Origin of the sequence: Janthinobacterium rivuli, assembly GCF_029690045.1 — a bacterium.
GTDB classification, from domain to species: Bacteria; Pseudomonadota; Gammaproteobacteria; order Burkholderiales; family Burkholderiaceae_D; genus Janthinobacterium; species Janthinobacterium rivuli.
Genome location: NZ_CP121464.1, coordinates 5,530,003 through 5,552,001 on the forward strand (window position 1 = coordinate 5,530,003; position 21,999 = coordinate 5,552,001).

The window sequence follows — 21,999 nt, forward strand, 5'->3', positions numbered from 1 at the left end:
ACCCCAACGGCAAATACCGGGGTCGGACCCTGAGGGTCCGACCCCAGCCCTTGCATTTTGGGTTAGGAAATAAGCACCGCCGCCGCACCCGCCGTCACCGTCGCCGTCGTCACGCGCGCAATCACGTTTGCCGGCGCCGCCGTGCCGACCAGTTTATTCACCTGCTTGAACTGCGCCACCAGCTTGCCCGGCGTCAAGGTCACCACCGTGTAGCCCTGCGCATCCGTGTTCAAATGCTTGATCCACGGGTTGTTGCCCAGGCCGGACAATTGCTGCGCCAGGCCCAGCAGGGTCACGCTGAAGTCAGTGCTCGCTTTCAAGCCAGCCTGCACGGCAGAAACCGTCGCATCGAGTTGCGCTTCCGGCACGCCCTTGGCGGCCAGGGCGCCGCGCAGTTGCACGCGCAATTGTTCCAGCAGGCTGTCGACGGTGGGCGCGGCCTTGCCCATGGTGTAGTCGAGCAGGTTGATGTCGAGATTGACCGTGCCCAGGCCCGTGACGGGGATGGCCAGCGGATAGCTGACGAGGGTGCCGATATTGCCCATGCTGCCGGCCGCCGACTTCAGGTAGCTGAAGAAGGAGTCCGAGCTGACGCCGGCCGACACCAGGTCCACCATGACGGGCGTGCCGCCGCCTGCTGCGTCGAAGTCGTCGCTGACGGTGCCGGCAAAAAACGAGTGGATATCGCCGGTCAGCGCCACCACGTTGCCGATGGCATTGTTTTTCAGGTGGGCCATCAGATTCTTGCGCTCGCTGTTGTAGCCATCCCACTGGTCGCAATTGAGCAGGAAGCGCGTGAAGAATGGCGCCAGCGCCGCTTGCTGGCCGGAAGCGGCGACAAAGCTCGATGCCGCGCCCTTGGCCTGCACGTCTGGCTTGATCCAGCCGAAGGCGATCACTTGCGCGGCGGCGGCCGGCGAAGCACTGTTGTAGGCCGCTACAGTGATGCCGGCCTGGGCCGCGCTCAAGCCGGCGCCGACGGCGGCCGCGCCCTGGGCGCTGGCGTTCGCTGCCGCGCCGGCAATGGCCATGGCCGCCGCTTGCGCCACGGTCGTCGAGGCGCCCGCCGTCGAAGCGGCCACGATGGCGGACGCCAGTGGCACGCTGCCGCCCACCAGGGGCAAGGTGCTGGCGATGGCCTGCCCCACATTGGTCATCGCGCTCAGGGCCAGCAAGGTGGCAATCGCATCCGTGCCATTGAGACCCATGCGCAGCAAGGACACTTCATTGCCCCACAGCTTCCAGGTGGAGGTCGCCGCCTTCATCTTACTTTTCCACCAGTCGCGCTGGGTCGTGCCCAGCATGCCGACGGCGGCCAGCGGGTCGGCGCCGGCCTTGGTGGCGGCCGCCATTTTCTGCCCTTCCACGCTGTCGAACAGCGCTTGCGGCACCAGGTAGCGGCTGCCGACGCTGCCCAGCGGCTTGCCCGTGGCCGGATTGATGGTCGACTCGGCGATCGCATGGTCGGCGCGGTACAGGCGCTCGTCCGTCATCACCAGCTGCATCAGTTTGCCGAACTGGAAATCGCGGTAAATCTGGATGTTCTGGAATGTCGTCGCGGCGGCATCGAACGTGACGTCGGCCGGCATGTATTCGAACCACGCCTGGTTGGCGCTGCGGCGGCGGGCCGGCTGGTGCAAATCGCTGCCGTCCGTCGCCACGATGCCTTCATAGGTGGAGGCGTCCTGCCAGGCATCGTCCGTGAATTCATGGTCGTCCCAGACGGCGATGAAGGCAAAGCGCTCGTGCACGGCTTGCAAACGCGTATCGGTACGGTATTTCTTGTACAGGTAGCGGTAATCGGCCACGGTGGTGGCGTATTTCGCGCCGGACGTGCCGCTTTTATACGTGCCGTCGGGCAATTTCAACTGGTCGTGGCGGCTTTCCACGGCGCCGCTCTGGAAGGCCTCGCCCACCGTTTCATAGATGTAATCGCCCAGGTGGACGATGAAATCGAGGCTTTCATTGGCGGCGATGTGCGACAGCGCGCCCCAGTGGTTGATGCTCCAGTCCTGGCACGTCAGGTAGGCGAACTGCAGTTGCGGCACGTCGGCGGTGGCGGCGGGCGCCGTCTTGAAGCGGCCCACGTTCGAGCGCACGTCGCCGGCGATGAACTGGTAAAAATACACCTGGCCCGGCTGCAAGCCCGTCACCTTGTGGCGCAGGGTATTGTCGAAATCGGCTTTCAGGGGCAGCTTGGCGTCGACGATGGGCGTGCCGGCCAGAGCCGTATTGCCGCCCAGAGCGGCCGTATTGTCGCTGGCGCTGACGATCAGGCGCACGGCGACGTCGGACTTGCCGGCCACGGCGGGCGCGACGGCGTCGAAACTGGCGGGCACGACGCGCGTCCACAGCATCGCGCTGTCGGCGCGGGGGTCGCCCGAAGCCACGCTTTGCGGGAATTTCCAGTCGCTGCCCGAGGCCAGCGGCACGCCGGGATCGCTGTAATCGGTGCTGCCGCAGGCGGCGAGGCCGACGGTGGCCACGGAGACCGTGATAAAGCCGCCCAATTTCAGAAATTGCCGCCTGTCCATTTGACTTGCCATGATGTCGCGCCCTCGATATGGTGAAAGCGCGTCACTTTAGCAACAGATTGTGTCATCCTGATGACGGGGCCATGCCGCTTCGCAAGGGGCCGATATGCTAAAATGTCGGCCACAATTGAACACCCGTCTAAGGAAGATTCGACATGGCAGGACATAGCAAATGGGCCAATATCAAGCATAAAAAGGCTGCCACCGATGCCAAGCGCGGCAAAATCTGGACGCGCCTGATCAAGGAAATCACGGTTGCGGCCCGCATGGGCGGCGCCGACGCCATCACCAATCCGCGCCTGCGCCTGGCGGTCGACAAGGCGGCTGACGCCAATATGCCAAAAGATAACGTCCAGCGCGCGATCAACCGCGGCAGCGGCGGCGTCGATGGCGCCAACTACGAAGAAGTGCGCTACGAAGGCTACGGCGTGGGCGGCGCGGCCGTCATCGTCGAATGCATGACCGACAACAAGGTGCGCACGGTGGCCGAGGTGCGCAACGCCTTCAACAAGAACGGCGGCAACATGGGCAACGAAGGTTCCGTCGCCTTCATGTTCCAGCACTGCGGCCAGTTGCTGTTCGCGCCGGGCACCGACGAAGACAAGCTGATGGAAGCGGCCCTGGAAGCGGGCGCCGACGACGTCATCGCCGATGAAGAAGGCGGCTTCGAAGTGGTCACTCCCGTGCACGATTTCGCCACCGTCAAGGAAGCGCTGGAAGCGGCCGGTTTCAAGGCTGAAGTGGCCGAAGTCATCATGAAGCCGGCGACGGAAACCGTGTACTCGGGCGACGACGCCATCAAGATGCAAAAGCTGATCGACGCGCTGGAACTACTGGACGATGTCCAGGAAGTGTTTACCAACGCGCTGATAGAGAATTAATCACTCTGCACTCAAGGGCGGCACCGCCGCCCTGCAACCCACATTGAACGAACGGTCCCTATGAAAATTCTGGTAGTCGGCTCTGGCGGCCGCGAACACGCCCTGGCCTGGAAACTGGCCCAGTCCGAACGCATACAGATGGTGTATGTCGCGCCGGGCAATGGCGGCACCGCGCGCGATGCGCGCCTGGTCAACCTCGACATCAGCGACCCGCAATTGCTGGCCGATTTCGTTCAACAGGAACACATCAGCCTGACCGTCGTCGGCCCGGAAGTGCCGCTGGCAGCGGGCATCGTCAACCTGTTCCGCTCGCGCGGCCTGAAAATCTTCGGCCCGACGAAAGAAGCGGCGCAGCTGGAATCGTCGAAAGACTTCGCCAAGGCCTTCATGCAGCGCCACGGCATCCCGACGGCCGCCTACCAGACCTTCTCCGACGTCGCTCCCGCGCACACCTACGTCGACGCCATGGGCGCGCCCATCGTCATCAAGGCTGACGGCCTGGCCGCCGGCAAGGGCGTGGTCGTTGCCATGACCCTGGAAGAAGCGCATCAGGCAGTCGACAATATGCTGGCCGATAACCAGTTCGGCGACGCCGGCGCGCGCATCGTCATCGAGGAATTCCTCGCCGGCGAAGAAGCAAGCTTCATCGTCATGTGCGACGGCAAGAACATCCTGCCGCTGGCCACCAGCCAGGACCACAAGCGCCTGAAGGACCACGACCAGGGTCCAAACACGGGCGGCATGGGCGCGTATTCGCCGGCGCCGATCGTCACGCCGGCCATGCATGCGCGCGTCATGCGCGAAATCATCGTCCCGACCATCCAGGGCATGGCCAAGGACGGCATCACGTTCACGGGCTTCCTGTACGCGGGCCTGATGATCGACGACAAGGGCACGCCGAAGACGCTGGAATTCAACTGCCGCATGGGCGACCCGGAAACGCAGCCCATCATGGCGCGCCTGAAGACAGACCTGGTGACCGTCATGGAGCACGCCGTCAATGGCACGCTCGACGCCGTGGAACTGGAATGGGACCGCCGCACGGCCGTCGGCGTCGTCATGGCCGCCGCCGGCTACCCGGACGATCCCGTCAAGGGCACGGCCATCGGCGACATCCCGGCCGAAACCGTCGATGCCGTCACCTTCCATGCGGGCACCCGCATCGAGGGCGAACGCCTGGTCACCAACGGTGGACGCGTGCTGTGCGTGGTGGGCCTGGGCGACAGCATCAAGATGGCGCAGAAGCAGGCATATGAAACCGTGGAAAAAATCCATTTCGACGGCGCGCAGTACCGCCGCGACATCGGCTGGCGCGGCCTGAAGCATTGATCGTCCCATAACGATCCCATGGCGGGGCCGGCGCGGACAGCATCCGCCCCGGCCCCGTTTTCATTCTGACTGCCCCTCCATTCCTCGCCATGACCATGCCAAGCGGCCTTGCCGCACCAGACAACGATGCCCCGGTGAGCCCCCTGGCCTGGCTGACGCTTGCCTCGCTGCTCGTTGCCAGCCTGGCCTGGCACTGGTTCAGCAGCTACGCGGTACCGCAATGCGACGACCGCGAAACGCTGGCCGCCGTGACGGCGGCCAGGATCGGCCTGCACGATATCAAACAGGCCGGCTATGCCTGGTCGCAAAAAACCCGTGGCTGCCTGGCCACCGTCAACTCGCATGGCAAATCGATGCAATACGCGTATACCGTGTCTCGCGTCGAAGGTCGCCGCAAGAGCCGTATCGTCTATGACTATGCGCGGCCGGAGCTGATACAGGCGCGCTTCGGCAAGATCGCGTGGAACGGCGACTTCGTGCAGCAGGCGGAGCCGATCGGACGCGAAGCACTGTTGCAGGCGATGCTGGCAGGCATGGATGGCTTGCGCGGCAAACCGCTGCTGTTCCCGGACCTGGGCATGTTGCTGTCGCCGCAGCATTACCGCGAAATTGCCGATGTCGAAGCGGTCGCGCCATGCCGCGAGCTAAGACCCGGCATCCAGTCCTGCCGGCTGCTGGTCGAGCGTAACGATATCGCGCGCATGGCGCCAACCACCGTGTGGAGCCTCTCCGTGCTGCAGCAGGGCGACTTTACCTTCCAGCGCAGCAAGGATGGCAAGAACTGGTCGGTAACACCGCAGTTCAGAATGGAGCTGGATCAGGCGCAACTTCAATAGTGCGCTGGGGAAACGAGATTGCATTGTAAAATTTATCATCTTTATTCTTGATAAACCCACTCCCAATGACAAGCAATCCACCTGTGTCCACGCATACTTCCGTCGAGGCGCTGCATGTGCTGAAGCTGCTCACGCGCCGCCAGCGCGAGCAGGCGCTTGCGCATCCCGACTTGCCGCAGCTCGCCGTCGGAACGCCGCTACCCGACACCTTGATGTGGTTGTACCGGCGCCAGATCGTTACGTCCGAGGATGTGAACAGCCTGTTGTTGAGCTTGGAGCGCCACTTCACCGGCGACGAGCTGGCACTGCGTTTGTCGATATTGCAGCAGCTGGTGGAGGTGCTCAATCGCGAATCGCTCGATCACCTGCGTGACGAAACGCTGCTCACGCAGGAGCAGTACCAGCGGGCGCTGGCACACCTGCCCGACGACGTCTTGCTGCCCACGCCGGGCGAGGCGCTGAACTGGATGCTGCATGTGGAACTGCTGCAGCGCGCAGAATTCAAGTCCATGGCCCAGCGCATCGCGTCCGGCGGCAGCGATGACGCAAAGCGCGCGATCCAGCATGCGCAAGGACGCCAGGAGGAACATAAGAAGGCGGTACGCGGCGTGATCCTCGGCAGCCTGTTTCCCGGTTCGCGCCTGACCTGGGTAATCGTCGCGCCGCTGGCGCTGGCCGGCATGGTCTGGTACCTGGTTGGTGGCAATTCCGTGCCCGAGTGCGACTCCAGCAACACGATCGCCACCGTGACACGCATGCTCAACAAGGCAGCGCCGGAAGGCGTGGGCAAGGCAAGCCTGCACGACGTGAAAGAAGCCGGTTACGCCTCGTCACACAATATCCGGGGCTGCCTGGCCACGATCGAGCTCGATGGCGAGAAGATGGACTATGCCTATACCGTCGCGCGCGACGACAGCGGCAGCAAGAGCCGCATCAGCTATGTTGGCGCGCAGCCAATGCTGGTCCAGGCGCGCTTTGGCACCATCGAGGATGGCGACTTTGCCCAGCAAGCCAAGCCCCTGGGACGCGAGGCGCTGGAAAAGGCTTTCCGCGACGGCATGGCTGGTGCGCGCATCACGCCCCAGCCACGGCAAGCGTTTTCGTTGACGCAATCGATGGAGCGCACGCGCGAAATCGCCGAAATCGAACCGCTGGCGCCATGCAAGGAAATCTCGCCGGGCGTCTATTCCTGCCGCCTGCTGATCGAACGCAATGATCCCGTGCTGAGCATGCTCAACGGCGGATCGGCGGTCATGCAGGAAGGCGACTTCACCTTCCAGCGCAGCAGCGCAGAAAGCGCCGGCAATGGCTGGTCGGTGACGCCGCAATTTGCCGGCGAACTGCGCCAAGCCAAAGTAAAAATCTAAGTCCATGCATATCGAACCGCCCCACGCATCGCTGGGCCAGCCACACCAGCTTGAACTGGACGAGGCCAACTCGGAACGCGAGGCCGACGCCTTGTACCAGCTCGATTTGCTGAACCAGGTCCAGCGCGATGCCGCGCTCGAAGTGCGCGTGCGTGAGCATGGCAGCGAACTGACGCGCGACATCATGGAAGCATCCAGGCTGCGCCATGGTCACGACCACATCCCGTACCAGCGCCCACCGGCCTGGAAAGGCGCGCTGATCGTGCTGGGGCTGATCCTGGTAATGTCCGTCGTGTACGGCTGGTTTAGCGGAGGCCTGCAGCCATGAGCACCGATCCGCGCCTGCTGCCGCTGGCAGAACTGCTGCGCCTCGACCTGATCACCAGCGACGAATACGACGATACGCTGGCCGAGCTGGAAATCATCGAGCTGCAGCGCGCCCACAATGCCGCCGAAGACATTGATGTGCCAGAGCTGAAGATGAATGCCGACCAGATCGCGACGCTGGCCTGGCTGCTGCGCGCCGAACTGGTGCCCGAGGAGCGTTTTTTCAGGATGCTGCGCAAGCTGCCCACCGATGAACCACGCCGGCAACTGGCCAGCGCCGCGCTGCAGCAGGTGAACCGGCAGGCGGTCGACGCGCTGTACCAGCAAAACCTGATCAACGCGTGGCAGCGCGACGCCGCCCACGACAGCCTGCCAGCCGAGCATCTGGCCGCCACGCCCGTCGCGGCCCTGCGCCATATGCTGAAACAGGGCACGCTATCGCCGCTGCAATACAAGGAGCTGCAAGCGCGCACGCGCGCGAACGGCTCGCCACTGGCGCGCGTGATCGTCGATGCCGCCGGCAAACCGCCGGCCCGGTATGGCCGGCGCGCCGCGCGCCCGCTCAACGTCCTGATGATCGTGCTGATGCTGGTGATGCTGATGATGGTGGCGATTGCGGGACCGTCGTGGTTCAAGCGCGCACAGCCGGCGCCTGTGGCACCGCTGGCGCAGCCGGTCGACACGGTGGAACGCGACGACCTGCGGCAGCGCGCGGCGCAAGCACTCGACGCCGCCCGCCAACCGGGCCACGACAGCGTGCAATATGATGTCCAGGTGGTGCAGGACAAGCCACCTCGGTAAAGCAGGGCCGGCGACAGCATCGCCGGTTTTGCTATCACAAAAATCCGTTACAGGGTACAATCCGTCCTTACTTTTTTATTTCGGCCTCGTCGGCCCACGCGATGTCGTCAACTCCCTCTCCTTCGGCCGTCAAGGCCTATTTGCTCGATTTGCAAAACCGTATCGTGCAGGCGCTCGAAGCGCAGGACGGCAAACCCTTCCTGACCGATGCCTGGCAGCGCCCCGAGGGCGGCGGCGGCATTTCGCGGCTGATCGAGGAAGGCAATGTGTTCGAGCGTGGCGGCGTGAATTTTTCGCACGTCACCGGCGCTGCATTGCCGCCATCGGCCGCGGCCGCGCGCCCTGAACTCGGTGGCAAGGCGTGGGAAGCGATGGGCGTGTCGCTGGTGCTGCATCCGCGTAATCCGTATGCGCCCACGGTGCACATGAATGTACGGTTCTTCACCACCGTGAATGCCGATGGCGCACCCGTATGGTGGTTCGGCGGCGGCATGGACCTGACGCCGTATTATGGCGACGCGGACGACGTGAAGCACTTTCACCAGGTGTGCCATGATGCGCTGGCGCCGTTTGGCGACGAGCTGCATCCGAAGTTCAAGCAGTGGTGCGACGATTATTTCTACCTGAAGCACCGGCGCGAAGCGCGCGGCGCCGGTGGCATATTCTTCGACGACTTCAACGCCCTGGGCTTTGACGACAGCTTTGCCATGATGCGCAGCGCCGGCGACGCCTTCATCGACGCGTATGTACCGATCCTGGCGCGCCGCAAGGATACGCCCTACGGCGAACGCGAACGCGATTTCCAGTGCTACCGGCGTGGACGCTATGTCGAGTTCAACCTGGTGTTCGACCGCGGCACCCTGTTCGGCCTGCAGTCGGGCGGCCGCACCGAGGCGATCCTGATGTCGATGCCGCCCGTGGTCAAGTGGCGCTACGACTGGCACCCGGAAGCGGGCAGTCCCGAAGCGGCGTTGTATACTGACTTCCTCGTGCATCGCGACTGGCTGCAGGCGTGAACGAAAGTAGTATGGCGTGCGTGGCGCTGCTGGGCGGCAGCTACGATCCGGTGCACATGGGCCATGTCGCGCTGGGCACGCATTTTTCCAGCCTGCTGCACGCCGATGAACTGCGCGTGATTCCGGCCGGCGCGCCCTGGCAAAAGAGCCACCTGGGCGCCAGCGGCCAGCAGCGCGCCGAGATGGCCGGCCTGGCGTTTGCCGGCCTGCCGCTGCCGGTCGTGATCGACCGCCAGGAAATCGAGCGCAGCGAACTTGGCCAGGCCAGCTACACCATCGATACCTTGCGCCAGGTACGCGCCGAGCTGGGTGCGCGCGCTTCCATCGTTTTTTTGATGGGCGCCGACCAGCTGCAGCGGCTCGCGACATGGCGCGAATGGCAGCAATTATTTGAATACGCGCATATCTGCGTCGCGGCCCGCCCCGGCTTCGCGCTGAATGACACCGCAGTGCCGCAAGTGGTCGCCGAAGAATTTTCGCGCCGCCTGGGGTCACTGGACAGCATCCGCAACACGCCGCACGGTCTGACTTATCTGGCACAGGACTTCGCGGTGGATATCTCCGCCACCGAAATACGTGCGGCATTACAACGGGGGAATCGGGCAAACTCGCTTGTTTCCCCGCTAGTGCTAGACTATATTGAACAACATAATTTATACAAAAGCTAAATGGACATCAAAAAACTGCAAACCCTCGTCGTTGACGCCCTTGAAGACGTCAAAGGCCAAGACATCGCCGTCTTCGAAACGAGTCACCTGACCAGCCTGTTCGACCGCATCGCGATCGTCTCCGGCACCTCGAACCGTCAAACCAAGGCGCTGGCCGCCTCGGTACGCAACAAGGTCAAGGACGCCGGCGGCGACATCATCGGCATGGAAGGCGAGGACACCGGTGAATGGGTACTGGTCGATCTGGGCGACATGATCGTCCACATCATGCAAGCACCGATCCGCGCCTACTACCGCCTGGAAGAAATCTGGGGCGACACCCCGGTCAAGCTGGGCGCCGCCAAGCGCGCGCCGAAAAAAGCGACCGGCGACGAGCCGAAAAAGGTCAGCGGCCATCTGGCGGCGAGCAAGGCCAATGTGGAAGCTTCGCCCGTGATCGAGAAAAAGACGCCGGCGAAGAAAGCCACGGCAGCCACCGCCGCCAAGAAAGCCCCGGCGAAAAAAGCCACCGCTTCCAAAGCCGTCGGCAAGACCGTGAAAGTCGCGCCAACCAAGACCGAAGCGGCTGCCGTCAAAGCACTGAAAGCGCTGCCAGAGAAAAAAGTGCGCGCCCCACGCGCGGCCAAGCCGGCAGCCGATGCTGCACCGGCAAAAACCGTGATCAAGCGTATCAAAAAAGTCGAAGCGTAAGCCTCGATGCAGCTCATCATCGCTGCGGTCGGCCATAAAATGCCGGCCTGGATAGAGACGGGCTTCGCGGAATACGCGAAGCGCATGCCGCCGGAATTGCGCATCGTGCTGAAAGAAATCAAGCCGGTGGAGCGTTCCGGCAGCAAGACCGCCGCCACGGCGATGGCGCTGGAACGCGAACGCATCGAAGCCGTCCTGCCCAAGGGCGTGCGCATCATCGCCCTCGACGAACGCGGCAAGGATCTGACCAGTGTCGGCCTGTCGCAGCAGTTGATGACGTGGCAGCAGGATGGCCGCGATACCGCCTTTTTGATCGGCGGCGCCGACGGCCTCGATCCGCAACTCAAGGCACGTGCCGAAGGCATGCTGCGCATTTCCAGCATGACCCTGCCGCACGGCGTGGTGCGCGTGATCCTCGCCGAGCAGCTCTATCGGGCCTGGTCGATCACGCAAAACCACCCCTATCACCGCGTCTGAACTCCCCCATGAAAACGGCTGATCACAAGATCTACCTCGCCTCCAAAAGCCCGCGCCGGCGCGAACTGCTGCGCCAGATCGGCATCGATTTCGAATTGCTGCTGCTGCGCAGCGACGGCCCGCGCGGCGCCGACGTCACCGAGGAAGTCCTCCCCGGCGAATCGGCGCTCGACTATGTCGCCCGCGTGTCGAATGAAAAAGCCGCCTTTGCCTGGGACCTGGTGCGCCGCCGCCACCTGACCCCGCGCCCCGTGCTGGCGGCCGACACCACGGTCACCATCGATGGCGTCATCCTCGGCAAGCCGGCCGACCGCGCGGAAGCGGTGGCCATGCTGCAGCAGCTGTCTGGCCGCACGCACGAGGTGCTCACCTCGATCGCCGTGCACTACAAGGATTTCGCCGAACAGCGCACGCAGGTGTCGCAAGTGCGCTTCGGCGTGCTCTCGCCCGCCTCAATCGCCGCCTACTGCGCCACGCCCGAGCCGTACGACAAGGCCGGCGCCTACGGCATCCAGGGCAGCGCCGCGCTGTTCGTCGAGCACATCGAAGGCAGCCATTCCGGCATCATGGGCCTGCCCCTGTACGAGACGGCGCAATTGCTGCGTGAAGCAGGTTTGCCCCTGCCCTGATCCCGGGTATGATGTCATTCGTTGCCTCCACTCCCGCGCCCCCATGAACGAAGACATCCTGATCAATATCACGCCGCAAGAAACGCGCGTCGCCCTCATCCTGCAGGGCGCCGTGCAGGAATTGCACATCGAGCGCACGCTCACGCGCGGCCTGGCCGGCAATGTGTATTCCGGCAAAGTGGTGCGCGTATTGCCGGGCATGCAGTCAGCCTTCATCGACATCGGCCTGGAACGCGCCGCCTTTTTGCACGTGGCCGACATCTGGGAAGCGCGCGGCCACGACGGCCAGAACGCCACACCGGCGCCGATAGAAAAAATCCTCTTCGACGGCCAGGTGCTGACGGTGCAGGTGATCAAGGACCCGATCGGCACCAAGGGCGCGCGCCTGTCGACGCAGATTTCCATCGCCGGGCGCATGCTGGTGTACCTGCCGCAAGACAAGCACATCGGCATTTCGCAGAAAATCGAAAAGGAAGCGGAACGCGAGCAGTTGCGCGTGCGCCTGCAAAGCCTGCTGCCGCCCGACGAAAAGGGCGGCTACATCGTGCGCACCATGGCCGAGGACGCTTCCGACGCGGACCTGAAGGCGGACGTCGACTACCTGCGCAAAACCTGGAGCACCATCACGCACGGCGCGCGCACGCGTCCCGCCACCAGCCTGCTGCACCAGGATTTGAGCCTGGCGCAGCGCGTGCTGCGCGACTTCGTCGGCGATGAAACGGCCACCATCCAGGTCGACTCGCGCGAAAACTACGTGAAATTGCGCGAATTCGCGGAAATCTACACGCCCAGCGAACTGACGCGCCTGCAGCACTACACGGGCGAGCGCCCATTGTTCGACCTGTATGGCGTGGAAGAGGAAATCTTGCGCGCGCTGGGCCGCCGGGTCGACCTGAAATCGGGCGGCTACCTGATCGTCGACCAGACGGAAGCGATGACCACCATCGACGTCAACACGGGCGGCTTTGTGGGCGGGCGCAATTTCGCCGACACGATCTTCAAGACCAACCTGGAAGCGGCGCACGCCATCGCCCGCCAGCTGCGCCTGCGCAACCTGGGCGGCATCATCATCCTCGACTTCATCGACATGGACAACGCCGAGCACCGCAACGCCGTGCTGGCCGAACTCAAACGCACCTTGTCACGCGACCGCACCAAGGTTTCGGTGAGCAATTTCTCGCCGCTGGGCCTGGTGGAAATGACGCGCAAGCGCACGCGCGAATCGCTGGCCCACATCCTGTGCGAACCATGCCCCGCCTGCGCCGGCAAGGGCCAGGTGAAAACCTCGCGCACCATCTGCTATGAAATCCTGCGCGAACTGCTGCGCGAAGCAAAACAGTTCAATCCGCGCGAATTCCGCATCCTCGCCTCGCAGGAAGTCGTGGATCTGTTCCTGGAAGAGGAATCGCAGCACCTGGCCATGCTCGGTGACTTCATCGGCAAGAAAATCTCGCTGCAGGTGGAGAACGCCTACCATCAGGAGCAGTACGACGTGATTTTGATGTAGTCATGCCGGGCACCACCGCCTTCTGGCGCGACCCGGCTCTGCCCCACGTGGAAAGCCGGCGCGCCTGCCACAGCCGGGCGTGCTACAAACCGCACAGCCATCCCACGTTTTCCATCGGCGCCGTCGATGCGGGTGGCAGCATCTTTACGGGCAGCCAGGATGGCCAGGCCGTGCTCGGCAATGGCAGCCTGGTGCTGGTGCCGGCCAGCTGCGTGCACGCCTGCAATCCCCTGCCTGGCGCCCTGTGGAGCTACCAGATGCTGCATCTTGATGCGCACTGGCTGCAAGCGCACGCGCCGGCGCTCGATGGCGACACGGCGCGCGTGCTGCATTGCCCTGTGCTGTACGCGCAGTTTTGCGCCATGAATGCGCTGCTGTTTTCAAGGGCCAGCGCGGCGGAGAAAAATGCGGCACTGCTGGTGTTCCTCGGCGCCTGCGCCAGCGCCGGTGCGGATCCGCTGCCGTCTGAACGCAAGCCGCTACCGCGGCAGCTGGCGCCCGTGCTCGAAACGCTGCAGGCGCAGCCCTCGGCCAGCCTGCGGCAACTGGCGCAAGCGGCAGGCCTGAGTCCTTTCCAATTGATCCGCGCCTTTCGCGCCGCCACAGGCCTGACGCCGCATGCCTACCAGTTGAACGCGCACGTGAACCGCGCGCGCAGCCGCTTGCAGGCTGGGACGGCTTTGGCGCAGCTGGCGCATGAACTGGGCTTTGCGGACCAGAGCCATTTTCAGCGCGTGTTCAAAGCCCATACAGGCATCACGCCGGGACGCTACCGCTAAGCTGCAATTTTCTTCAATACAGGCCGCCGCCTGCCCCTGCATACTCGCGCTTCGCCATTGCCGGAGCCGAACCCCATGCAGGATTTCCTCTTCATCGCCGCTGCCCACTTTCTGTCCCTGCTGTCGCCCGGTCCCGATTTTTTCCTGATCGCGCGCACCTCGCTGGCCCACGGCTGGCGCGGCGCCGCCGGCACATGCGTGGGCATTACCGTGGCCAATGCCGTGTTTATCGTGGCGGCGTTTGGCGGACTGTCGGTGCTAAAGGCGGACAGTATGGCATTCATGGTGGTGCGGCTGGCGGGATGCGCCTATCTGCTGTACCTGGGCTGGCTATTCCTGCGCCATGCGGGCAAGAGCAACCTGGAGGCGGGGTCCGCCACCGGCAAGGCGCGCTGGCGCGGCGGTGTCGCGATGGGGTTTGTCTCGGCCATCCTGAACCCGAAGAACGCGCTGTTCTACGTCAGCCTGGCCACCGTGCTGGCTGGCAGGCAGACGAGTCCCGCCGCGATGGCGGCGTATGGCGCGTGGATGGTGTTTGCCGTGCTGGCGTGGGATATGGCGGTGGCGCTGGCGATAGGCAGCGCCGCCCTGCGGCAGCGCTTTGCCCGCGCGCTGCCGTCGCTGGAACGGCTGTCGGGCGTGATGCTGATCGTGCTGGCGGTCGTGTTACTGATTCAAGCTGGCAATGGATCCAGGTAAAACACGGCGTACACTTTCAGCGGCGTCGTTTCCGTCGCTTTTTCCGAGCGCACGACGGAGCAGTCGTCGGCAGCCAGGCTGCGCCAGTTCTGGATGCCCGCCTTGGCGAACATCGCGTGCGCGGGAGCATTCGCGGCCAGGTCCAGCACCAGGCAGGCGTTGCGCGGACCGGCGCCATAGTTGACGGCGCGGATCTCGATGCCGAAGGTCGTCATCCACGGTTCCCACAATCCCTTTTCCTTGCCGGCCGCGATGCGGTCGAGCATCTCGCCAAACGTCAAACCTTTTTTGACGGTATCGCGCAGTGCCTGCAGCGACGTCGCCAGGCGCGGGTCGGGCTGCTTGTTGCCGGCGCGAATCTCGGCGATCGCCTTCAATTCCTTGATGATGGCCGCATCGCGCTCCGTGTAGTCGCGCATGCGCGCGTAAAACTCGGCGTCGAGGAAGGGATTGACGGTCAGCTTGGCGACGCCCTCTTCGCGGCGTTTCGGGGAAGGCGTGTTGGTTTTGGTCATGGCGATAGAGGGGCAAAATACGTTGAGGGGCGCCAGTGTACCACCTTGCAGCGACGCGGCCCCAGGCGCGGCCTCAGCCCCGGGGAGCGGCCGTCGATTCGCGCACCACCAGTTCAGGTTTCAGGCGCACGTCCAGCACGGGGGAATCGGGCGAGTCGATGGTTTGCAGGATCAGCCGGGCCGCTTCCGTGCCGATGCCGTGGTGGCGGATGCGGATGGTGGTCAGCGGCGGACGGATCATGTCCATGTAGGGCATGTCGTTATGGCCCACGATGGAAATATCTTCGGGACAACTCAAGCCCAGTTCACGGATGGCGTCGTAGCAGCCGAGGGCCACCAGGTCGCTGCCAGTCACCACGGCCGTCGTCCGCGGGGACTGGCGCAGCAGTTCCAGCAGGGCCGCCTTGCCGCATTCGCGCGAATAGCCGCTGCTTTCAAACACGAACGCTTGTGAGGGATCGAGTTCGCTGGCCTGGATGGCGGCCAGGAAACCAAGGCGGCGCACATGGCCGGTGGACAGGTTTTCCGGGCCGGCGATGTGCGCGATATGGCGGTGGCCCAGCGCCAGCAAGTGCTCCACGGCCAGGCGCATGCCCACCACGTCGTCGCTGACGACGCAGGAAGCGACTCCCGTCTCGTCGCTGCGGTTGACGGTAACCACGGGCACGTTCTGGTCGATGCACATCTTGATGACGGGATCGTCGCGGCGCGCCGTGGCCAGGATCAGGCCGTCAACCTGCTGCCCCAGCAGACGGTTGATGACGAACAGCTGCTCTTGCTCGTCGGCGCCCACATTGGCGACGATGGCCAGGTAGCCATGCTTGCGCAAGCCTTCCTCGATGCCCAGCAGGATAGGCGGAAACACCGCGTTGGTAATGTCGGGCAAGACTACGCCGATGATGCGCGACTTGCGCGTGACGAGGGTGGAGGCGGCACGGTTGGGCCGGTAGCCGAGGCGGCCCGCTTCGGCCAGCACGCGCGCGGCCACCTCGACGCTGACCATTTGCCGCGTTTCCGGGTTCATCACGCGCGAGACGGTGGAAAAGTGCACGCCGCTGGCCCGCGCGACGTCGCTTAAGGTGGGGTTCTTGTTTGTCATGGGCTTCCCGGATCGCAATACCGTGATTTTATCGTAAAAATTCCGCTTCCCGTCAAAAACCGAGCAAACGCTTGCATTAGAATAAAGGGGCTACCCAAAGCGGTTTTGGTACTCTTAAGCACAATCCAGCCTTGACAGCGTGCAAACGCTTGCATACCATGGCTCGGACTTACCACTCGGGCCATGCATGCCCTTCCCAGAATTCCTATGTCTACTTCCCACAGCAAGCACGCCGAACAGAACGGCGAAACCTTCAACCTGAAAGAAGCCGCCCTCGCCTATCACGCCGAACCTCGCGCAGGCAAGATTTCCGTCACGCCAACCAAACCGCTGGGCGACGCCCGCGCGCTGACCCTGGCGTACTCGCCGGGCGTGGCCTTCGCCTGCGAAGCCATCGTGGAAGATCCGCGCACGGCCGGCATCTACACCTCGCGCAGCAACCTGGTGGCCGTGATCACCAATGGCACGGCCGTGCTGGGCCTGGGTGATATCGGTCCGCTGGCCAGCAAACCGGTGATGGAAGGCAAGGCATGCCTGTTCAAGCAATTCGCCGACGTCGATGTATTCGACATCGAACTGGCCGAGAACGATCCCGACCTGTTCATCGACACCGTGGTGCGCATGGAGCCGACCTTCGGCGGCATCAACCTGGAAGACATCAAGGCGCCGGACTGCTTCTACATCGAGCAGCAATTGCGCAAGCGCATGAACATTCCCGTCTTCCACGACGACCAGCACGGCACGGCCATCATCGTCGCGGCCGGCATCCTGAACGGCCTGGAACTGGTGGGCAAGGATATCGGCAACGTCAAGGTGGCCGTCTCGGGCGCGGGCGCCGCCTCCATCGCCTGCCTGGACCTGCTCGTTTCGCTGGGCCTGAACAAATCCTTGCTGAAGGTATGCGACAGCCAGGGCGTGATCTACCCGGGCCGCGATGCGAGCATGGAAGAGAACAAGGCGCGCTACGCGAACGACACCAGCGACCGCGACCTGGCCGACGCCATGGTCGGCGCCGACATCTTCATCGGCGTCTCGAAGGGCGGAGTGGTCAGCGCGCAGATGGTCGAATCGATGGCCGCCAAGCCATTGATCTTCGCCCTGGCCAATCCGCATCCGGAAATCGCCCCGGAAAAAGTGCACGCCGTGCGCGACGACGCCATCGTGGCCACGGGCCGCTCGGACTACCCGAACCAGATCAACAACGTGCTGTGCTTCCCGTACATCTTCCGTGGCGCGCTCGACGTGGGCGCCACCACCATCAATGAAGAGATGAAGCTGGCCTGCGTGCGCGCCATCGCCGCGCTGGCCAAGGAGCCGTTGCCGGGTCACGAAAGCAGCGCCTTGAGCCCGCTGCAACTGATACCGTCGCCGTTCGACGAGCGTCTGCGCAGCTGGGTCGCGCCTGCCGTGTCGCAAGCGGCCATCGCCACCGGCGTCGCCACCCGCGTGCCGGCCAGCGCCTGAGACGCATGACAGGCCTTGCGGCCTTGGCAAAATAACAGCAAGTTACCATTGCTTACAAAAAAACCATGGCTAAAAACCATGGTTTTTTCTATTTCCCCCTTGATATCGCCAATATAGTTGCCGATGGGCAAATCCCCACGGACATTTTTGTTGCCACCTTCGATTACAATGACGCCTACTTTATGTTGCTACAGTTGCCATAATGGCGACGACGTGCGTTACCAAGGATATTCATGCTCGGCTTGACTTCTGTTTGTGTTTTTCTCTTTTCGGCATTGGCGCTGGCTGTCAACAGCGGGTATTCCCTTGGCGCGCTGGTGCTGCTGCTGGCCAGCAGCTGGCTGCTATGGAAACGCCCCCGCCTGCATCTGCAGCGCCGGGACTATCTGCTGTTGGGCGTGATGCTGGCCTACTTCCTTACTTTCACCGCCAATATGCTGTATCACGGTGATCCCGCACGCGAACTCGACATGCCATTGCGGGTACTGCTGGCCGTGCCCGTCCTGCTGCTGCTGCTCGCCTATCCGCCGCGGCCGGCGGCCTGGTGCGGCGGTGTCGCCATTGGCGCCATCGGCGGTGCCGCATTGGCGTTTTGGCAATTCATCATGCTGGACGTGGAACGTCCCCAGGCGGCAACCAGCAACGCCATCCATTACGGCAATGTAAGCATGTTGCTGGGCATGCTATCGCTGAGCGGCCTGGTCTGGGCCCGCGAACAACACCACCGCGCGGCATGGTCAACACTCTTGCTGGCCGGCGGCCTGGCCGGCATTTTCGGCTCTGTCATCAGCGGAAGCCGCAGCGGTTGGCTGGCCTTGCCCGTTTGCGCTGGCATCATCGCCCTGCATTACGCCAAAAAAGATGGCAAACGCTATATTGCCAGTACTGCCATCGCGATCATCGCCCTCGGTGCGGTTACTTATTCCATGCCTGATTCCCAGATACGCAAGCGCATACATGCCGCCGTCGAGGAGACGCAGAATTTTGAACATGGCGCCGATCTCAAATGGTCGTCGGTCGGACAACGCCTGGAAATGTGGCGCACGGCCTTGCTGATATCCCGTGATAATTTGGCGGTAGGTATAGGCCGTACCGGGTATCTGGAAGCGAAGCTCATCCTGACGACTGAAGGCAAGATGAATAAGACAGTCGGCGAATATACCAATGCCCATAACGACTATATTGACACGCTCGTCAAGCGCGGCATCATCGGCGTAATGGCCTTGCTGGCGCTTTTCCTCGTACCCTTGTCCCTGTTTGGCCGCGCCCTGCGCCACAGCGCCCCAGCAGCCCAGCCCCATGCATTGGCAGGCGTCGTACTGTGCACCTGCTATATGATTTTTGGCCTGACGACGAGCTCGCTCACCCTGAATATCGGCATCATCATGCTGGTCTTCCCGATGGTGATACTGTGGGCCATGTTGCGTCAGCAAGAACGCATTGCCTGAACTCGTCTTTCGCCTGACCGTTTTTGCTGTCTCTGCAAGGAACCATACCGATGCTCACGCCCGACCTGAAGCGCCTCACCGCGCTGCACGCGCCCTATAAGAAACACCTGGCCCTGGCCTTGCTGGCGATGGTCGTCACGGCGGCCACGGAACCGCTGCTGCCGTATGCGCTCAAGCTACTGCTCGACAATGGTTTTGGCGGCAAGGTGAATTTTTCCTTCTGGCTGGTGCCGCTGATCGTCATCGGCATCTTTGCCATGCGCGGCGCGTCGACGTTTGCCAGCAGCTACCTGATGAGCTATGTCTCCACGCGCATCCTCAACGAGTTGCGGCGCCGGATGTTCGCCAGCATGCTGAACCTGCCCATCGACTTCTACAACACGCACACGGTGGGCAAAGTCATCAACTCCATCATGTTCGAGGTGCAGCAGATCATCGAGATGGTGACCAAGGTGTTCACCTCGATCGTGCGCTCCTCGCTCACCGTGCTGGGCCTGCTCGCGTGGCTGCTGTACCTGAACTGGGCGCTGACCCTGGTGACCCTTGTGCTGCTGCCCGTGCTGACCATCGTCGTGCGCACCACGGGCAAACGCCTGAAAAAACTCAACCGCGACTCGCTGGCCGTCAATGCCGAGCTGACCCAGGTCATCGAGGAAACCACGCGCGCGCAGCAAGTGATCAAGATCTTCGGCGGCCAGGACTATGAAAAATCGCGCTTCGCAGAGCGTGCCGAGCAATTGCGCCGCTACAGCATGCGCATGACCACCACCTTTTCCGCCACCGTGCCCATCACCCAGGTGATCACGGCCGCCGCTGTCTCCCTGGTCATCGTGATGGCCCTGTTCCAGTCGGAGCAGGGGCAGATCACGGTCGGCGGCTTTGTTTCCTTCATCACGGCCATGCTGATGCTGCTGACGCCCTTGAAGCAGCTGGCCGAAGTCAACGGCCCCCTGCAGCGCGGCATGGCCGCCGCCGAGGAAGTCTTCCAGCTGATCGACAAGACACCGGAACGCACGGGCGGCAAGCCGCTCGCTGGCCGCAGCGGCGGCCGCATCGAGTTCAAGGACGTGAGCTTTGCCTACCCAGGACATCAGGAACCGGCCCTGCGACACATCGATCTGAGCATTGCGCCAGGACAAACGGTCGCCTTTGTCGGCATGTCCGGCGGCGGCAAATCGACCCTGGTCAGCCTGCTGCCCGGCTTTTACTCGGCCAGCAGTGGCGAGATTCTGCTCGATGGGCAGAATATCGATGCCATCGCCCTGACCAGCCTGCGCAGCCAGATCGCCATGGTCAGCCAGCAGGTGGTGCTGTTCGACGATACCCTGGCCGCCAATATCGCGTATGGCGACGCGGCGCCGGACCGGCAGCGCGTCGAAGCGGCCGCCGCGGCCGCCTTCCTGTCGGACGTCATCGACGGCTTGCCCGATGGCCTGGAAACGCGCCTGGGCGACAACGGCTCGCGCCTGTCCGGCGGCCAGCGCCAGCGCGTGGCCATCGCCCGCGCGATCTACAAGGATGCGCCCATCCTGATCCTCGATGAAGCCACCTCGGCACTGGATACGGAGGCGGAACGGGCCGTGCAAGCGGCACTCGAGCATCTGATGCAAGGTAAAACCACCTTGGTTATTGCTCATCGACTATCAACAATTGAACGTGCGGACCGTATCGTGGTATTGTCACACGGGAAAATAATGGAAACCGGCAGTCACCAGCAATTATTGGATGCCAACGGCGCGTATGCCAATCTGCATCGCCTGCAATTTTCCCAGCAAGTGGCTTGACACCATCGAATGAATACCTGAAATCGTACTGATACATGACGCCTTTGATTCCCGCCGAACTTCTACAAAAGTCGGACAAAATTCTATTCATCGCCCATCTGGCGCTGGGAGACTTTACCTACCTGCAAAACGGTTTCCGCGCCTTTGCCGCGGCCTATCCGCATATCCAGATCCACCTGTGGGTCGACGAAGTGCGCCGCACGTCCGACGCCAAACAATGGGAAGGCTTGCGCACCTATTCGCTGTACGACTGGGTGGAGCAGTCGGGCCTGTTCGCCAAGGTGTACCGCAAGACCTACAGCCCGGCGCTGTACGAAGAATCACTGCGCGAAGCCAAGGCGGAACACTATCCCGTCGTCGTATCGCTGGCCCACGTGCGGCCACAGCAGTACGCTGACCTGGCCCGCGCGATCAGCCCGCACGGGCTGGTGATCGGCACGCGCAAACCGTTCAGCCCGCTGCGCCCCTGGCATTACCTGGCTTACCGCAAGATCGACGCCGTGCTGGCCTCGTATGCGGGACAGGATGCCGGCGAACACCATATCAGCAGCGTGTATGCGGACTGGTTCCACCAGTTGACGGGACTCGACATTCCCGTGGCCGAACGCTATCCCTTCGTCCACATTCCCGAACACGCGCTGCAGCAGGCGCAAGAGCAGCTGACGGACTGGGGCTTTGCCCCGCGCCAGGGTCCGCTCGTACTCCTGAACCCGTTTGCCAAGTCGCACAAGCGCGGCTGGCCGCTGGAACGCATCGCCGAGCTGATCGCGCGCATGCAGGCGATGCCGAAATGGAAAGATGCCTGCTTCCTGATCAATGCCATGCCGCAGGAACTGGCCAAGGTGAATGCCGTCGTGCAGGCGCACAAGCTGCCGCGCACGCAAGCCTTCAGCGCCGTCGACAACTTTTTCCAGCTGCCGGCCATGCTGGCGCAATGCGACCTGATCATTTCGGTGGAAACATCGATCATGCACCTGGCGAACGCCGTGCATGTGCCAGTGGTGGCGTTGATGCGCAAGAAAAATCCGGAATGGGCGCCGTTCGACAGCGCCAACAGCACCGTCATCACGGTGGCGCGGCGCAGCGACTGGGTCAAGGCGATTTCAAGCGATCAGGTATTGCAGACCATCGCCTAGAGAACGCTTTAAC

20 protein-coding genes and 1 pseudogene are annotated in these 21,999 nt (G+C 63.1%); 18 read left to right on the top strand and 3 right to left on the bottom strand.

Features of this window, described 5'->3' with window-relative positions; all coding sequences use genetic code 11:
- Positions 1-62 precede the first annotated feature (62 nt).
- Positions 63-2,546 (bottom strand): alkaline phosphatase D family protein, encoded by a 2,484-nt coding sequence (locus P9875_RS25075; protein WP_278316903.1) that lies wholly within the window; start codon positions 2,544-2,546, stop codon positions 63-65.
- A 143-nt stretch (positions 2,547-2,689) separates the two neighbouring features.
- Between P9875_RS25075 and P9875_RS25080 the strand changes: the two genes are divergently transcribed.
- The 14 genes from P9875_RS25080 (at position 2,690) to P9875_RS25145 (ending at position 14,540) form a co-directional block, all read left to right on the top strand.
- The gene (locus P9875_RS25080) at positions 2,690-3,415 is read left to right on the top strand and encodes a YebC/PmpR family DNA-binding transcriptional regulator (RefSeq protein ID WP_034747129.1); all 726 of its coding nucleotides are present in this window, start codon (positions 2,690-2,692) and stop codon (positions 3,413-3,415) included.
- A gap of 60 nt (positions 3,416-3,475) precedes the next feature.
- Positions 3,476-4,744, top strand: a complete 1,269-nt coding sequence (gene purD, locus P9875_RS25085; protein ID WP_278316904.1) for a phosphoribosylamine--glycine ligase — start codon at positions 3,476-3,478, stop codon at positions 4,742-4,744.
- Positions 4,745-4,833: 89 nt separating this feature from the next.
- Complete coding sequence (locus tag P9875_RS25090; RefSeq protein WP_278316905.1) at positions 4,834-5,580, top strand: hypothetical protein; 747 nt, start codon at positions 4,834-4,836, stop codon at positions 5,578-5,580.
- Positions 5,581-5,663: 83 nt separating this feature from the next.
- Positions 5,664-6,947: a hypothetical protein gene (locus tag P9875_RS25095; RefSeq protein WP_278316906.1), complete on the top strand. Its 1,284-nt coding sequence runs from the start codon at positions 5,664-5,666 to the stop codon at positions 6,945-6,947.
- 4 nt (positions 6,948-6,951) lie between these two features.
- Positions 6,952-7,275: a hypothetical protein gene (locus P9875_RS25100; protein WP_278316907.1), complete on the top strand. Its 324-nt coding sequence runs from the start codon at positions 6,952-6,954 to the stop codon at positions 7,273-7,275.
- On the top strand, positions 7,272-8,075 hold the full coding sequence (locus tag P9875_RS25105) for a hypothetical protein (protein WP_278316908.1): 804 nt from the start codon (positions 7,272-7,274) through the stop codon (positions 8,073-8,075). The genes P9875_RS25100 and P9875_RS25105 overlap by 4 nt, the downstream gene beginning before the upstream one ends.
- A gap of 101 nt (positions 8,076-8,176) precedes the next feature.
- Positions 8,177-9,091 (top strand): oxygen-dependent coproporphyrinogen oxidase, encoded by a 915-nt coding sequence (hemF, locus tag P9875_RS25110; protein WP_035821786.1) that lies wholly within the window; start codon positions 8,177-8,179, stop codon positions 9,089-9,091.
- Positions 9,092-9,102: 11 nt separating this feature from the next.
- On the top strand, positions 9,103-9,759 hold the full coding sequence (gene nadD, locus P9875_RS25115; RefSeq protein ID WP_278318872.1) for a nicotinate (nicotinamide) nucleotide adenylyltransferase: 657 nt from the start codon (positions 9,103-9,105) through the stop codon (positions 9,757-9,759).
- Positions 9,760-10,449, top strand: a complete 690-nt coding sequence (rsfS, locus tag P9875_RS25120) for a ribosome silencing factor (RefSeq protein WP_278316909.1) — start codon at positions 9,760-9,762, stop codon at positions 10,447-10,449.
- Between the two features lie 6 nt (positions 10,450-10,455).
- Positions 10,456-10,926 carry a 23S rRNA (pseudouridine(1915)-N(3))-methyltransferase RlmH gene (gene rlmH, locus P9875_RS25125; protein ID WP_035821794.1) on the top strand — a complete coding sequence of 157 codons (471 nt, stop codon included), beginning with the start codon at positions 10,456-10,458 and terminating at the stop codon, positions 10,924-10,926.
- Between the two features lie 8 nt (positions 10,927-10,934).
- Positions 10,935-11,555, top strand: coding sequence for a Maf family protein (locus P9875_RS25130; protein ID WP_035821798.1), 621 nt, complete (start codon positions 10,935-10,937; stop codon positions 11,553-11,555).
- 43 nt (positions 11,556-11,598) lie between these two features.
- Complete coding sequence (gene rng, locus P9875_RS25135; protein ID WP_034747098.1) at positions 11,599-13,062, top strand: ribonuclease G; 1,464 nt, start codon at positions 11,599-11,601, stop codon at positions 13,060-13,062.
- A 2-nt stretch (positions 13,063-13,064) separates the two neighbouring features.
- Positions 13,065-13,841, top strand: coding sequence for an AraC family transcriptional regulator (locus tag P9875_RS25140; protein WP_278316910.1), 777 nt, complete (start codon positions 13,065-13,067; stop codon positions 13,839-13,841).
- A 75-nt stretch (positions 13,842-13,916) separates the two neighbouring features.
- The gene (locus tag P9875_RS25145) at positions 13,917-14,540 is read left to right on the top strand and encodes a LysE family translocator (RefSeq protein ID WP_278316911.1); all 624 of its coding nucleotides are present in this window, start codon (positions 13,917-13,919) and stop codon (positions 14,538-14,540) included.
- On the opposite strand, the gene P9875_RS25150 is transcribed toward P9875_RS25145, so the two are convergent.
- Both P9875_RS25150 and P9875_RS25155 read right to left on the bottom strand, forming a co-directional pair.
- Complete coding sequence (locus tag P9875_RS25150) at positions 14,516-15,055, bottom strand: hypothetical protein (protein WP_278316912.1); 540 nt, start codon at positions 15,053-15,055, stop codon at positions 14,516-14,518. The genes P9875_RS25145 and P9875_RS25150 overlap by 25 nt on opposite strands.
- Positions 15,056-15,128: 73 nt before the next feature.
- Positions 15,129-16,154, bottom strand: coding sequence for a LacI family DNA-binding transcriptional regulator (locus P9875_RS25155; protein WP_278316913.1), 1,026 nt, complete (start codon positions 16,152-16,154; stop codon positions 15,129-15,131).
- 207 nt (positions 16,155-16,361) lie between these two features.
- On the opposite strand from P9875_RS25155, the pseudogene P9875_RS25160 reads away from it, so the two are divergent.
- The 4 genes and pseudogenes from P9875_RS25160 to P9875_RS25175 all read left to right on the top strand — a co-directional run.
- Positions 16,362-17,600 (top strand): annotated as a pseudogene (locus P9875_RS25160) (malic enzyme-like NAD(P)-binding protein); the annotation flags it as partial.
- Between the two features lie 251 nt (positions 17,601-17,851).
- Positions 17,852-19,066, top strand: coding sequence for an O-antigen ligase family protein (locus P9875_RS25165; protein ID WP_099402834.1), 1,215 nt, complete (start codon positions 17,852-17,854; stop codon positions 19,064-19,066).
- Between the two features lie 50 nt (positions 19,067-19,116).
- Positions 19,117-20,850, top strand: a complete 1,734-nt coding sequence (gene msbA, locus P9875_RS25170) for a lipid A export permease/ATP-binding protein MsbA (protein WP_099402833.1) — start codon at positions 19,117-19,119, stop codon at positions 20,848-20,850.
- Between the two features lie 35 nt (positions 20,851-20,885).
- Positions 20,886-21,986, top strand: a complete 1,101-nt coding sequence (locus tag P9875_RS25175) for a glycosyltransferase family 9 protein (protein ID WP_099402832.1) — start codon at positions 20,886-20,888, stop codon at positions 21,984-21,986.
- Positions 21,987-21,999: the final 13 nt, after the last annotated feature.

What these genes read in the sequence shown, in the direction of transcription:
- P9875_RS25075 (WP_278316903.1), bottom strand. Translation starts at nt 2,546, where the DNA reads ATGGCAAGTCAAATGGACAGGCGGCAATTTCTGAAATTGGGCGGCTTT.
- P9875_RS25080 (WP_034747129.1), top strand. Translation starts at nt 2,690, where the DNA reads ATGGCAGGACATAGCAAATGGGCCAATATCAAGCATAAAAAGGCTGCC.
- purD (WP_278316904.1), top strand. Translation starts at nt 3,476, where the DNA reads ATGAAAATTCTGGTAGTCGGCTCTGGCGGCCGCGAACACGCCCTGGCC.
- P9875_RS25090 (WP_278316905.1), top strand. Translation starts at nt 4,834, where the DNA reads ATGACCATGCCAAGCGGCCTTGCCGCACCAGACAACGATGCCCCGGTG.
- P9875_RS25100 (WP_278316907.1), top strand. Translation starts at nt 6,952, where the DNA reads ATGCATATCGAACCGCCCCACGCATCGCTGGGCCAGCCACACCAGCTT.
- P9875_RS25105 (WP_278316908.1), top strand. Translation starts at nt 7,272, where the DNA reads ATGAGCACCGATCCGCGCCTGCTGCCGCTGGCAGAACTGCTGCGCCTC.
- hemF (WP_035821786.1), top strand. Translation starts at nt 8,177, where the DNA reads ATGTCGTCAACTCCCTCTCCTTCGGCCGTCAAGGCCTATTTGCTCGAT.
- nadD (WP_278318872.1), top strand. Translation starts at nt 9,103, where the DNA reads ATGGCGTGCGTGGCGCTGCTGGGCGGCAGCTACGATCCGGTGCACATG.
- rsfS (WP_278316909.1), top strand. Translation starts at nt 9,760, where the DNA reads ATGGACATCAAAAAACTGCAAACCCTCGTCGTTGACGCCCTTGAAGAC.
- rlmH (WP_035821794.1), top strand. Translation starts at nt 10,456, where the DNA reads ATGCAGCTCATCATCGCTGCGGTCGGCCATAAAATGCCGGCCTGGATA.
- P9875_RS25130 (WP_035821798.1), top strand. Translation starts at nt 10,935, where the DNA reads ATGAAAACGGCTGATCACAAGATCTACCTCGCCTCCAAAAGCCCGCGC.
- rng (WP_034747098.1), top strand. Translation starts at nt 11,599, where the DNA reads ATGAACGAAGACATCCTGATCAATATCACGCCGCAAGAAACGCGCGTC.
- P9875_RS25140 (WP_278316910.1), top strand. Translation starts at nt 13,065, where the DNA reads ATGCCGGGCACCACCGCCTTCTGGCGCGACCCGGCTCTGCCCCACGTG.
- P9875_RS25145 (WP_278316911.1), top strand. Translation starts at nt 13,917, where the DNA reads ATGCAGGATTTCCTCTTCATCGCCGCTGCCCACTTTCTGTCCCTGCTG.
- P9875_RS25150 (WP_278316912.1), bottom strand. Translation starts at nt 15,055, where the DNA reads ATGACCAAAACCAACACGCCTTCCCCGAAACGCCGCGAAGAGGGCGTC.
- P9875_RS25155 (WP_278316913.1), bottom strand. Translation starts at nt 16,154, where the DNA reads ATGACAAACAAGAACCCCACCTTAAGCGACGTCGCGCGGGCCAGCGGC.
- P9875_RS25165 (WP_099402834.1), top strand. Translation starts at nt 17,852, where the DNA reads ATGCTCGGCTTGACTTCTGTTTGTGTTTTTCTCTTTTCGGCATTGGCG.
- msbA (WP_099402833.1), top strand. Translation starts at nt 19,117, where the DNA reads ATGCTCACGCCCGACCTGAAGCGCCTCACCGCGCTGCACGCGCCCTAT.
- P9875_RS25175 (WP_099402832.1), top strand. Translation starts at nt 20,886, where the DNA reads ATGACGCCTTTGATTCCCGCCGAACTTCTACAAAAGTCGGACAAAATT.